At 51.0% G+C, this 12,935-nt stretch carries 13 protein-coding genes; 8 read left to right on the forward strand and 5 right to left on the reverse strand.

The genetic code is table 11. From position 1 onward, the window contains the following. Positions 1-105: 105 nt before the first annotated feature. A complete protein-coding gene (locus tag AC5SV9_RS08895) occupies positions 106-1,140 on the reverse strand; it encodes a LacI family DNA-binding transcriptional regulator (protein WP_475148208.1) in 1,035 nt (344 codons plus the stop codon). A 253-nt stretch (positions 1,141-1,393) separates the two neighbouring features. On the opposite strand from AC5SV9_RS08895, the gene AC5SV9_RS08900 reads away from it, so the two are divergent. Genes AC5SV9_RS08900 through AC5SV9_RS08915 form a run of 4 tightly spaced genes read left to right on the forward strand, consistent with a single transcriptional unit; the run spans position 1,394 to position 4,552 of the window. Then, a complete protein-coding gene (locus AC5SV9_RS08900) occupies positions 1,394-2,257 on the forward strand; it encodes a MipA/OmpV family protein (RefSeq protein WP_475148211.1) in 864 nt (287 codons plus the stop codon). Next, entirely contained in the window at positions 2,257-2,634 is a 378-nt protein-coding gene (locus AC5SV9_RS08905; protein WP_475148212.1) for a DUF3019 domain-containing protein, read from the forward strand. Before AC5SV9_RS08900 ends, AC5SV9_RS08905 begins: the two co-directional genes overlap by 1 nt. After that, positions 2,634-3,326 (forward strand): response regulator, encoded by a 693-nt coding sequence (locus tag AC5SV9_RS08910; RefSeq protein WP_134052859.1) that lies wholly within the window; start codon positions 2,634-2,636, stop codon positions 3,324-3,326. Before AC5SV9_RS08905 ends, AC5SV9_RS08910 begins: the two co-directional genes overlap by 1 nt. A gap of 8 nt (positions 3,327-3,334) precedes the next feature. Continuing rightward, the gene (locus tag AC5SV9_RS08915; protein WP_475148214.1) at positions 3,335-4,552 is read left to right on the forward strand and encodes an ATP-binding protein; all 1,218 of its coding nucleotides are present in this window, start codon (positions 3,335-3,337) and stop codon (positions 4,550-4,552) included. 12 nt (positions 4,553-4,564) lie between these two features. On the opposite strand, the gene AC5SV9_RS08920 is transcribed toward AC5SV9_RS08915, so the two are convergent. Together AC5SV9_RS08920 and AC5SV9_RS08925 are read right to left on the reverse strand one after the other, a co-directional pair. Next, positions 4,565-5,239 carry a DUF3334 family protein gene (locus AC5SV9_RS08920; protein WP_134052863.1) on the reverse strand — a complete coding sequence of 225 codons (675 nt, stop codon included), beginning with the start codon at positions 5,237-5,239 and terminating at the stop codon, positions 4,565-4,567. A gap of 56 nt (positions 5,240-5,295) precedes the next feature. Continuing rightward, on the reverse strand, positions 5,296-6,036 hold the full coding sequence (locus AC5SV9_RS08925) for a substrate-binding periplasmic protein (RefSeq protein ID WP_475148216.1): 741 nt from the start codon (positions 6,034-6,036) through the stop codon (positions 5,296-5,298). 172 nt (positions 6,037-6,208) lie between these two features. On the opposite strand from AC5SV9_RS08925, the gene AC5SV9_RS08930 reads away from it, so the two are divergent. Then, positions 6,209-7,399, forward strand: coding sequence for a multidrug effflux MFS transporter (locus AC5SV9_RS08930; protein ID WP_475148217.1), 1,191 nt, complete (start codon positions 6,209-6,211; stop codon positions 7,397-7,399). Here AC5SV9_RS08930 and AC5SV9_RS08935 read toward each other — a convergent pair. Further along, the gene (locus AC5SV9_RS08935; protein WP_166670394.1) at positions 7,396-7,548 is read right to left on the reverse strand and encodes a hypothetical protein; all 153 of its coding nucleotides are present in this window, start codon (positions 7,546-7,548) and stop codon (positions 7,396-7,398) included. The two genes, AC5SV9_RS08930 and AC5SV9_RS08935, sit on opposite strands and share 4 nt — an antisense overlap. A gap of 91 nt (positions 7,549-7,639) precedes the next feature. After that, complete coding sequence (locus AC5SV9_RS08940) at positions 7,640-9,484, reverse strand: SLC13 family permease (protein WP_475148219.1); 1,845 nt, start codon at positions 9,482-9,484, stop codon at positions 7,640-7,642. Positions 9,485-9,643: 159 nt separating this feature from the next. On the opposite strand from AC5SV9_RS08940, the gene pyrC reads away from it, so the two are divergent. The 3 genes from pyrC (at position 9,644) to feoB (ending at position 12,933) form a co-directional block, all read left to right on the forward strand. Then, positions 9,644-10,675, forward strand: coding sequence for a dihydroorotase (pyrC, locus tag AC5SV9_RS08945; protein ID WP_475148222.1), 1,032 nt, complete (start codon positions 9,644-9,646; stop codon positions 10,673-10,675). 147 nt (positions 10,676-10,822) lie between these two features. Beyond that, the gene (locus tag AC5SV9_RS08950; RefSeq protein WP_475148223.1) at positions 10,823-11,056 is read left to right on the forward strand and encodes a FeoA family protein; all 234 of its coding nucleotides are present in this window, start codon (positions 10,823-10,825) and stop codon (positions 11,054-11,056) included. Between the two features lie 53 nt (positions 11,057-11,109). Beyond that, positions 11,110-12,933, forward strand: coding sequence for a ferrous iron transporter B (gene feoB / locus AC5SV9_RS08955; protein ID WP_475148225.1), 1,824 nt, complete (start codon positions 11,110-11,112; stop codon positions 12,931-12,933). Positions 12,934-12,935: the final 2 nt, after the last annotated feature.

The raw sequence follows: 12,935 nt of genomic DNA on the forward strand, positions 1-12,935 counted from the left end.
TTAAGCCAAACAACAAAGCGCCGGATATTAGCACAAGGCAGCGCCGGTGTAATCAAGGTTATTAAAGCGTTAATAAAGCTGCCGTATATCAGGCTGGTACAGGTATTAGCCGCCGCGGTGGAAACCGCAAGACTGACGGATAATCAGCTTGGGTTCTATCTGGTTAACGGTAATCGGCTGGTTATTAATCAGCTGCAACAGGTTATTTACCAGCAGCTCGCCAGCCTTGGTGGTGTCCTGCTGAATAGTACTCAGCGCAGGAGTAGCAAAAGATGCCACCGGAATATCATCAAAACCCATTACGGCAATATCTTCCGGCACACTGATACGATGGCGCTTTAGGCAGCGCATCACACCAATAGCAATCAGATCACTGGCACAGAAAATAGCGTCAACCCGATGCCCTGCTGCCAGTAATTGTTCTGTTGCTTTATCGCCAGCACTTTCAGTAGAGATGGCGTCAAAATGCGGCACCTCACTTTCATCTATACCTGCGGTATTCAACGCATCGATAAAACCGCGATAACGGGCACTAAACTCCGGGCTGCCTTCAGACGCATTACCAATAAAGGCAAACTTTTTATGCCCGGTTGCCAGCAAGTGCTCACCGGCTAAACGCCCACCCTCGCGGTTATTGCTGCGCAGGGTGAATTCAGGGTGCCCGAGCACTTCAGCGCCCCAGCAGACAAAATGTGTCTCCTGCGCCAGCAATTTAGCCAGCTTTTCTTCGTAATCTTTGTAGTCGCCGTAACCCAGCAGAATAATGCCGTCGGCTTTATTGCTGTCTTCATAGTCGGCATGCCAGTCATCGCTTAATTGCTGAAACGATACCAGCAGATCCTGGCCACGCTTAGCGCAGGCACGGGTAATGCTACCCAGCATCGACAGGAAAAACGGGTTAATCAGCGACTCATCAGTGGTAGGATCTTCAAACAACAGCAGCGCCAGCGTGCTGCTGCGTTGCTGGCGCAGATTGCTGGCATTTTTGTCGACTTTGTAATTCAGCTGCCGCGCTATCGCCTGCACTCTTTCCCGGGTCTCTTTATTAACCTGAGGGCTGTTGCGCAATGCCCGCGACACTGTCGATTGTGACACGCCGGCCATATAGGCAATATCGAATGAAGTAGCTTTGTCTTTCATCTGGATGCTCTGCTATAGCAGTGGCGTTACCACGACCGCGGGTACCTGTATGGATGACACCGGTACTTATCTGTTTGATGCGCTTATCATAGTGGGAATTGCAGGTGGATTCAATTTTGTTCTGCCGCTAACCAAACCACCCGGCGTGGTGGTTAACTGTGCAAATTGTGAAACATTGTTATATCCGCTTATCTGTGGCACAACTACTTGGTAAACTGACGTCGTTGGAAGTCTGTCTGAATTAAGGTGCCCTTTGCGATACTGGTTACTACTGCTATGCCTGCTAAGCATAACTGCGCAAGCTGAAACGGCTTCGCCCTGCGAGCAGGACGACAATTGTGTAACAGAGCAGACACTGTATCTGAATATTGCGCTGGGTTACGGTCAGCGCAGTAACCCATTGCATGATGGCGATGAATTACCGTTGGTGTTATTGCCGGATATTTATTACTACAGCAAACACTGGTTTTTCGATAACGGCAAGCTGGGAACCAGCTGGACGTTAGATAACCAATGGCAGCTTAGTCTGGTTGGCCAGTTTAATCAGGAAAAAGGCTTTTTTCAGAAATGGTTCGGTGGCAACGCGTTTCAGTTTCGTCACAGTTTTGCCAATTCAGCCATAGTTGGTGAAACCGAAGAAAAAGACGTTGGCCCTTTGCAAGCCTCTGTACGCGAGATCAGTAAACGCCCGACAGCTTATGATCTGGGCCTGCAACTCGACTGGTTTGGTGAAAACTGGCACCTGCAGGGTGTTGTCTGGCAGGATATCAGCAATACCTATCAGGGCCAGCACGCCACCATAGGCGCAGGACGTAGCTGGCAAACCAGTACCGGCAATTGGCAGCTGGGGGCCAGATTACACTGGAAAAGCGCCAAACTGATTGATACTTACTACGGCATTGATAATAATGAGCCGTTCTATCTTAACCGCTATAAAGGCAAGCCAAGCTGGCAGCCGGAACTGCGCTTAGGCTGGCAATATCCGCTGTCAGAGCGGGTTGCAGTGCTGGCATTTTTACGTTACTTACATCTGGATGATGCAATGACAGACAGCCCTCTGGTGCGCACCGATCACGTGACAACCTGGTTTTTTGGCGTAAGTTACCGGTTATTTTGATGCAGGGACTTTGGTTGTTACTGGCACTTAACGGTATTGCAGCACCCAATCCCTTACCCGCAAACTGCAGCAGTTTGTGTTGGGATGTCAGTCCACAAATTTGTGTAACCGAGCAGCAAAACCAAAGTTGCCAGACCCGGCTACAACTAAACTGGTACAGTCAGACGGCGCTGAGCACCTGCCTGTACATGGCGGAAGAAAAGCTGCACTGCTGGCAACAGGCAGAGCAGGGACACTGGCAGAATATTGTCAGTTGGCAAAATACCGAACTGTCACTCAGAGACAGTGACAACCGTATCCTGCTGAAAACCGAGCTACAGGTACTAAGCCGCAAACCTGCCCAACGTCGTTTAAGCAGCCCATGGAGCATATTCTGATGGCAAAAATACTATTGGTTGAAGACGATATCCGCCTGGCATCGCTGGTACAGACATTCCTGACTCAGCATGGCTTTACCGTGCAGTTGCAAAGCCAGGGCGATGCGGTAGCGGAGCATTGCCGCCAGTTTCAACCCGACCTTATTGTATTGGATTTAATGCTGCCCGGCCTGGACGGTTTTGGTGTCTGCCGGCAGATCCGTCCCTGGTTCAAAGGGCCGGTTCTGATGCTCACCGCCAAACAAAGCGATATTGATCAAGTACTCGGGCTGGAACTGGGCGCAGATGACTACGTTGTTAAGCCGGTAGAACCCAGGGTGCTGGTTGCGCGGATTAATGCTTTACTGCGCCGAACTCAGATTATCAGCAAAGCTGAGCAACAGGAGTTGCAGTTTAACCGTTTGCTGTTAAAACAGCGCTCACGCGAAGCCTGGTATGACAACGAGCGTGTTGAGCTGACCAGTTATGAGTTTGATCTGTTGTGGATGCTGGCCAAGCATGCCGGCCAGACGGTAAAACGCGAAGCCATTCATCAACAAATTATCGGCCGCGAATACGATGGGCTGGATCGCACCGTCGACGTGCGTATTTCGCACCTCAGGCGCAAACTGGGAGACAACGCCGAAACGCCGTTTCGTATCAAAACGGTGTGGGGTAAGGGGTATTTGTTCGTCGCCGACGCCTGGCAGTAAGACTGCCAATGCATCGCCTGTTCTGGCACTTTTACCTGTTTATTTTTCTGGTGTTACTGGGCACCGGCTGGGCTGTTGAGCAGCTTTGGCAACAGTGGCAACCCGCAGCAGAGCCACCATGGCTCGACAGCTACACAGCCCTGTTGCACCAGCAGCTGCAACAGCCCCAAAACCAGTGGTCACAACATATTCCGCTAACCATTTCAGCGCTGCCAAGCGATAGCATAAGTTGGTTGCCGGATGAAGCCGCCAATCTACAACAAGGGCAGGTGCTGACACTGTTTGAAGCCGAGCGGGTATATTTCTATTATCAGCAGGGCGGCCAGCTATGGCGCCTGGGCCCGCTACAACTGGTGCAGGAAGACGGCGCCATCTGGTTCACACTACTGTTCTTTGTACTGCTGGCAGTCGCGGTTGCACTGTGGCTATGGCCGGTTGCCCGTGATATCCGGGTGTTGCAACGGCGTTTGCAAAAATTCTCTGCTGACGCTGAAACCCCTTTGCAGTTACCCGCCCGCTCCTTTATCGCCCCCATTGCTCATAGCTTTCAGCAAATGAGCCTGCAGATCCGTGAATTGCTGGCATTGCAACGGGAAATGACACATGCCGTGTCACACGAACTACGCACCCCTATAGCGCGACTGAACTTTGCACTGGAAATGGCACAACAACTGCCACAGGAAGAACGCCAGCTGATGCAGCAGGATGTAAAAGAGCTGCAGCAACTGGTCGATGAAATTCTTGATTATGCAAGGCTGGAGACCGGTCAGTCTCCATTGCAGAAACAACACCTGGACTTAACCGAACTGATTGCCAACGTACAGGAAAAACTGACACCGCTGCCCGGCGCCGCTATCTCACTGCAATTGCCTGACAAGGCCATGCTATATGGTGATGGTCATTATCTGGAACGCGCTCTGCAGAACCTGTTGGTTAATGCAAAAAAATATGCGGTGAGCCAAATCAGACTGACACTAAGTCAGCATAAAAACCACTGGCAGATTGAAGTCGAGGACGACGGCCCAGGTATACCGCAAGCGCTGAGGCAGGATATTCTGAAACCGTTTTTCCGCGCTGAAGCCAGCCGTAATAAACAGGCTGGCGGTTTTGGTCTGGGGTTAGCCATAGTTCAGCGTGTAGTGCAGTGGCATCAGGGCAGAATCGAAGTGGCCACCTCGCCCCTCGGCGGCGCACGTTTTGTGCTGTTACTACCACAGCGTGGCTAACGCCTTTTGCAGTTATAACCCCAGATTTTTCAGAAAATCGTCATCTACATCGACATCTGCACTGACAGTATTTTCCGGTGTATATTGCTGTGCATTCGCCAGAATGTCATCCGGATGTTCCTGCTCGGTTTTATCAAACTCATGCAGCTGAATAAATTCGGTTTTATCCATCGCCAGTTCAAGATAGAAAATATTATGCTCAGGTGTGCTGAAGGTTACCCGGCGTGCCTGCGGCTGATCCAGCTGGGTATTAACCAGAATTTGTACCTGTTTGTTAATTGCCATCATTTTCGGCTGGCTCTGGTTGATTGACGTATGCAGGTCGTAGCGCACTGTATTGGTAAAATCGCCAACTATCTGGTTCATCAGCTCGCCCATCACGTTGCCCACTTCGTCAGAGGTATGAAACTGCGCCAATTCCTCTTCAGGCATACCCATGCTCATCAGGTACTTTTTATAAATCTCCATTGCGGCCTGCGCAGTGAAATTAATAATAACCAGGCCTGAGAAACCGCCGTCAAACAGCACAAAGCAGCCCAGATCTGGCCGCAGGCAGGTTTTCTGAATTTTTTGCACCATAGGTGAATACGCAACATTACTGTTGCCAGCGCCGGTCAGTACCTTGGTTACTGACTGGCACAATGTCAGCAGTATTTCATCTGTGGTTATAACTTTGGTTTTTTTCATTATCAGTTTCCCGCATCATCGATGCGCACAGTATACGCGTAATAACATTGTAATGGCTATTCTGTCCCGATAGCAGCCAGGTGATTATATTGCTGCAGGATAGCGGACAGTTCACCACTTTGTTGCAGTAATTCCAACCCATGATTAAACACATCTTTCAGCGCCGGAGCCCAACACGCAGCCGGGTACTTTTGCCCGGTAAACAAATGATGCGTCTTTAACGTCAGTAGGGGTGCAGTTTTAGCGGCCAGATAGTGCAGCACTCTACGTTCACCTATGACCAGATCCACTCTGTTACTAAACAGTAACTCCAGCTGTACACTACGGTCGGCCAGCTCCAGGTAATTGGCATTTGCTACGGCCGCACTGAACTCAGCGCCCAGCACCTGCTGCGCCTGTTGATAAGCGACAATGCGCTTACCCGCCAGTTGCTGCAGGCTTTGGATCTCCATGCCTGAAGAAGCCAGACTGATTACCACATCCTCAAAAGGCAGGTAAGGTTCGGTATAACTTGCACCCTCTACCGGTACAGCCACCGGTGAGGCACAATCAAGTTTTTTATCACTAAACTGTTTTAGCAGCCGGCTGTAGCTATGCAGTTCGTACTCTACTTTAAAACCCGCCCGGCTAAAGATGCGAGATACCAGCTGATATTCGATGCCATCTAACTCACCGGTATCGTTATAAAACGACCAGGGAGCAGACAAGTGTAGCCCAATACGAATGGGCTCTGCGGCCTGCAGCGGAAACGCCAGCAGGCCGGCAAACAGACAAATAAACCCGTAAAATCGTTTCATGACCTGCACAACAGAATTTGCTTATATACGGCTATTAAAAAACTTTGCCAGGCTAAATGCAAACCAGGCCAACAGGCAGACATATTTGTTAACCCATTTTTACACTCTCACGTTAGCTGCTGCCGAGAAAAACGCGTATCATAACGCGCTGCGAAGTTAAGAGCCCGAATCAATGTCACATAAACCTGCTGGCTGGATTATTCTGTTACTGGCCTCCATTGTTGCTACCACACCTTTGGCGATTGATATGTATCTTCCTGCCATGCCACTGATGGCGCAGCAATTGGATACCACTATAGGTATGGTGCAGCAGTCATTAAGTATATTCCTGGCATTTTTCGGTGTCAGCATGCTGATATGCGGCCCGCTGGCAGACAGTCTGGGCCGCCGGCCGCTGGCTATCTTTGGTCTGACAGGTTTTGTTCTGGCCAGTATTGCTCTGAGTCTGGTTAGTTCGATTGAATGGTTTCTGGCCTGGCGTGCAGTACAGGCGCTTTGTGGTGCAGCAGCAACTGTCGTGGTACCTGGTATAGTGCGGCATATCTATCAGGAACACACTGCTAAAGGCATGTCTTATGTGTCAATGATTATGATGCTGGCCCCGTTGCTGGCACCGGCAATCGGCAGTGGCATCTTGTGGCTGGCCAGCTGGCAAATGATTTTCGTTGCCTTAGCCGGTTATGCACTGCTGATCCTGTTGCTGAGCTGGCGTTATCTGCCTGAAACCAAAACTGTTTCCTCTCAGACAGCTAAACCGTCCTTTCTATCAGGCTATAAAGTGGTATTTTCCAACGCCTCAGCACGGCCGGATATCGCCACTTCAATGTTCGCATCGTTTTCATTTTTCTGCTTTTTGACTGCCGTACCTTTTGTTTATATTAAATTTTTTGGCGTCAACGAGCAGCAGTTCAGTTTATTGTTCGGCGTGAACGTTGCGATGCTGATGCTAGCTAACTTTATTAACAGCAGGTTAGTGGTAAGGCTTGGGCCACAGCGTATGCTGCGCGCAGGCCTTGCAGTAGCCGTTGTCAGCGCCAGTGCATTGGCTCTGTTTAACTTCTGGAATTTTGATTTGGTCTATACGGTACTATCGATAGCACCCTTGATGGCCAGTCTGGGTTTAATTGCGACCAATGCTGATGCAATGATTCTGATGAAGTTTCCTGACAATAGCGGCACAGCAACAGCGGTTATCGGCACCTTGCGCTTTGGCATTGGCTCGCTTTCAGGCCCGCTGCTGGCGTTATTCTACAACGGCACGCCGCTACCTTTTGCGCTGCTGATGTTGTCTGGCGTACTGTGCATCGCTGTCAGCCAGCTGTGGCATAAAACCACAGTGCCGGCCGTGACAGCAGCAGATTAGATCTTACAGGCGCCGCCGCTACACTCATCATCATCGTCGCCATATTGTGGGTCGTCGGCGCGCTCAAGTTCAGCTTGCTGCTGACGTTCTACATTATGTTCTGCCGCAGCAAAATCAAGGTGGTCCAGGTCGAAATCTAAGTCGTTCATAAGGTTTCCCAGCGTTAAATGTGGCAATAACTGGCATTGCAACCCTGCAGTGTCAGGCGCAGGGTTGAGTGTAGCAAAATGCTACTGCAGACTAAAGCGGCCAGAAGTACAACAAGGCCGGAACTGACACTGCGACAACAATTATTTCCAGCGGTAAGCCCATACGCCAGTAGTCTCCGAATCTGAAGCCTCCCGGCCCCAGAATCAACGTATTGTTCTGATGGCCAATAGGCGTCAGGAATGCGCAGGAAGCACCAATCGCAACCGCCATCAGAAATGTATCCGGGCTGGCATCAAGCTGGGCCGCAACGCTGATCGCTATCGGGCACATGACAGCCGCCGTAGCAGCATTATTCATAAAATCAGACAACGTCATTGTCAGCACCAGTAAAATAGCCAGCGCCACTATAGTGCTACCTGCCGATGCATATTGCAGCAACCACTGGGCCAGCAGTTCTGCCGCACCGGTGCTCAACATCGCCTCCGCCACCGGCAGCAACGCAGCTAGCAGCACAATAACCGGCCAGTCAATGACCTGATATACCTTGCGGATGGGCACCGCTTTAAACAACATACTGGCCAATAACGCCGCGGCAAAAGATACTGCGGCAGGTAATAACCCAAGAGCTGCCCCCGCCACTGCAGCAAACATAATGCTGGCCGTCAGCCAGGCACGGCGCTTGTCCGGCACATTAATCGCGCGCTCAGCCAGTGGCACGCAGCCGAACTCGCTGGCAAAACTGCTGAGCACCTGCGCGTCGCCCTGCACCAGTAACACGTCGCCGGCGGCGATCTCGGTGCGGCGTAAGCGCTTAATTGACCTGTTGCCACTGCGCGACAATGCCAGCAGGTTGATACCAAAGTTGCTGCGCAGGTTCAGGTTGGCAGCCGAACGCCCGATAAGCTGTGCGCTGGGTAATACTGCCAGCTCAAGCAGAACCATATCGTCCGAGTTCATCGTGCCATTACCGCTATCAGTGTCTTCCTGCGGTTCAGTTGCTGCGTTGTCCTGCGATTCTGATTTTGCTTCAGCCTCAGCATCGGCCCGGGCTGTTTCTTCCAGAGTTAAACCAAGCTCTGCCAGCAATGCCCCTAAAGATTCCGGTTCAGCCTCTATCACCAGCACATCGTCGGCTACCAGCCGCCGGTAACCGGCAGGCACGGTTACCCTGAACTTATTCCGCACCAAACCAATAACCTGCGCATCGGCGTCTTCCAGCTTCTGTTCAAGCTCCGCCAAACGCATACCATCCACTTTACTCTTAGCCGTTACCCGAACTTCAGTCAGGTAATTAGCCGTGTCAAAACCTTCAATACCCTGCTGTTTGCGCTTCGGCACCAGGCGCCAGCCCAGCAGCACAATAAATACCACACCGCTCAGTGCCACCAGCAAGCCTACCGGGCTAAAATCAAACATGCTAAAACCAGTACCCTGACTGCTATTACGAAAGCCTGAAACAATAAGATTGGGCGGCGTACCTATCATTGTTGTCATACCGCCGAGAATAGAACCAAAAGCTACCGGCATCAGGATTTGCCCGGGTGGAACCGCCAACTTAACCGCGGCCTGCATCGCCACTGGCATCAGTAACGCCATTGCGCCGACATTATTCATGAACGCAGACAATACGGCTACCAGCGCGGTCAACAGAGTTATCGTGGTCATCACACCGGCTTTGGCCGGTAATACCCGCCTTACCATCGCATCAACCGCGCCACTGCTCTGCATGGCATAACTTAGTACCAGCACGCAGGCTACAGTAATAACCGCCGGATGGCCAAAGCCATTAAAAGCTTCGTCAGCTGGCACCAGGCCTGCAAACACGCAAGCCATCAGTGCGGCTAACGCGACAACATCATGCCGCCAGCGCCCGTATATGAACAGGCCAATGGTCATCAGCAAAATGGTAAACAGCAGTGCCTGCTCAGTCGTCATATTGTTAAATTCTCGGGTCAAATAATGAATAGTGTTCACACTAGGCTGAACGCTGACTTACTGCAATACGTCGGCGCAGCAATTTCCCCACTGACAGATAATTGCTACAATAGCGCCGTTTGTTTACTTTCACTTTATTCAGCCAGCAGGAGCCACTTTATGACCACCTTAACTATTCAGACTCCGGACGACTGGCACCTGCATTTTCGCGATGGCGATATGCTGCGCGAAACTGTCCCGGCCACGGCTCGTCAGTTCGCCAGAGCAATAGTGATGCCTAATTTAGTTCCACCCGTTACAACAGCCGCTATGGCACAGGCTTACCGTGAACGAATATTAGCGGCTCGCCCGGCTGGCAGCAGTTTTGAACCACTGGTGACGTTGTACCTGACAGATAAAACCAGTGCTGCTGATATTATTGAAGCAAAACGTGCAGGTATTGTAGCTGCCAAGCTGTACCCTGCTGGCGCAACAACAAACTCAAGCCACGGTGTTGGTGCGCTGGACTCGCTTTACCCGGTATTTGAGACTATGGCAGAACAGGGCATGCTGCTGCTGATCCATGGCGAAGTGACAGAGCATGAAATTGATATCTTCGACCGTGAAAAAGTGTTTATCGACCGCTACCTGCAACATATCGTAGCCCGCATACCATCACTAAAAGTTGTGTTTGAGCACATCACTACTGCTGATGCTGCCAGCTTTGTCGCACAAAGTTCCGCTAACGTGGCAGCGACCATCACGCCACAGCATTTACTGCTAAACCGTAATGATCTGCTGGTAGGCGGCGTCAGGCCACATAACTACTGCTTGCCGGTATTAAAGCGCCGCACTCATCAGGAAGCGCTGCGCGCCGCTGTCGCTACCGGTTCAGCTAAATTTTTCCTTGGTACCGACTCGGCACCACATGAAAAGCACCGCAAAGAATCAGCCTGCGGCTGTGCCGGCTGTTACAGTGCCCACAGTGCAATAGAGCTTTATGCTCAGGTCTTTGACGATTTAGGTTGCCTGGACAAACTAGAAGGCTTTGCCAGCCATTATGGTGCCGACTTCTACGGTCTGCCGCGCAATAAGGGTACCGTGACACTTATAAAACAACAGTGGCAGGTACCCGCCGAAATAACCTTGCCAAACGGTAACCCTATAGTACCGTTTTATGCCGGTGAAACCCTGAACTGGAAACTGGTATAACCCGGCGGCTCAAGGCTGCCGTTGAACCTGCCAAATGGTTATTTGGCAGCTTTTTTCACGCCAGCTCTTGTTGCCCGCGTTGGCTTGTGGCATAACTGCACCCTGTTAAATGACAATTATTTCTATTCTCAATTTAGTATTTAGCTTATGAAAACATTATGGGACATGCCGCGTGGGCAAACGGCTGAGATCGCAGCTATTACCCAGACACTGCCACAGCAGATCCAACAGCGCCTGTTCGAGATGGGTTTCGAGCCGGGCCGCGCGTTAACCTGCGTGCAGCGCGGGCCGTTTTCCGGCCCTGTCGTGGTTACAGTGGCCGACTGCGTATATTCGCTGGAACAGGCTATTGCCAGAGAAATCCACATCCGCAGCATCTGAGTGCAGGCGGTGAAAGGATGTTGTATTAGCTGAATGTGAAAACAGGTTGTTTTATGAAACGTATTATTCTGGTAGGCAAACCAAACTCTGGTAAAACCCTGTTGTTTAACCAGCTTACCGGCCTGAAACAAAAGGTTGCCAATTTTCCGGGCGTAACAGTAGAGCTGAAAAGCGGCCAGTTTGCCGGTTATCAGGTAGTCGACTTCCCTGGCGCTTACTCATTGCATACGCTGTCTAAAGACGAACAGATCGCCGTAGACAAACTGCATGAGGCACTGCTGGACGACAACACCGCACTGATTGTCTGCAACCTTGATGCAACGCGATTGGAAAGCAGCCTGGTATTTGGCCTGCAGGTACAACGCCTGGCAAAACAGCACAACAAAGCGCTGATTTTTGCACTGAATATGATTGATGAGCTGGGACGTTTTGGCCATCACATCGACACTGATGCCCTTAGCAAACAGCTGGGTAGCCCGGTATATGCTATTTCAGCCCGCACGCTTGAAGGGATTGCTGAATTTAAAACTGCGCTGCAACAGGATGCGGCTGCAGCCAGTGCTATTCCCGAGCTGTCAGATTTGCGCCCGGATGCAGCAAGCGATCTGAAGCAAGCCCGGCAACTGGCGGCTGAACACGGCATCAAAGATACTGTGGTACTTAAAAATCAAAACCGTATCGACAGCTTTATGCTAAACAGTGTCAGCGGCAGCGTGATGTTTCTGCTGGTGATGTTCTTTCTGTTCCAAAGCATTTTTACCTTCGCCACCCCGCTGATGGATGCGGTGGAAAATGTCATTGCTTTCATTGCAGAAATATTGACTGAGGCAATAGGCCCGGGCGTGATACACGATTTTATTAACGATGCAGTATTTGGCGGCCTGGGATCATTTTTGGTGTTTGTGCCACAGATAATGGTGCTCACGCTGATTATCGGCCTGCTGGAAGATAGCGGCTATCTGGCCCGTGCGGCGCTGATTTGTCACCGGCCACTGAGTTACTTTGGCTTATCCGGACGTAGTTTTATTCCTTATCTGTCAGCCCATGCCTGCGCTATACCGGCCATTATGGCCGCCCGCACCATAGAATCACCCCGTAAACGGCTGATCACCATGCTGACCATTCCGTTGATGTCCTGCTCAGCCCGCCTGCCGGTATATGCGCTGTTAATTGCCGTGTTTATCCCAGATATTCAGTACCTTGGTGGTCTGGTCAACCTGCAGGGTATCGCTTTTTTTGCGCTGTACTTTATTGGCATTCTGACGGCATTAATGATTAGCCTGCTGTTGTCACGCTCAGAAAAAATTGAGCCCACGGCCACTGATATGCCATTTATTCTGGAGTTACCAACCTACCGTTTACCACACTGGAAGCCACTGCTGCAGCGAGTACTGCAAAGCGGTAAGCACTTTATTTACCGTGCGGGCCCTGTAATTTTTGTGGTATCGGTTGTGATATGGGTACTGAGCTACTTCCCGGCAGGCGGTGACGACCTGGCACATTCTTATCTTGGTACTATAGGTCACTTTATCGAGCCAATCTTTGAACCTCTGGGTCTGGACTGGCGCTATGGCGTGGCTATTTTACTGTCGTTCCTGGCGCGTGAAGTGTTTGTTGGTGCGCTCGGGACCTTGTTTGGTGTCAGTAATGCCGACGAAAACGTCGCCGGTCTGGCAGAAAACATTCAGCAGGATGGTCTGGCATTAGGCGCCGGTCTGGGTATTCTGTTGTTCTACGTGGTAGCACTGCAATGTGTGGCAACAGTGGCGACATTAAAAGCGGAAACAGGTAATAATAAGCTGGTAATAGGCGTAGTGGTTGCTTATGGCTTACTGGCTTACCTGCTGGCTGCCATCACCTACAACCTGATTGGTTGATG

The sequence above is a fragment of the Rheinheimera sp. ATLC3 genome, from assembly GCF_059429535.1.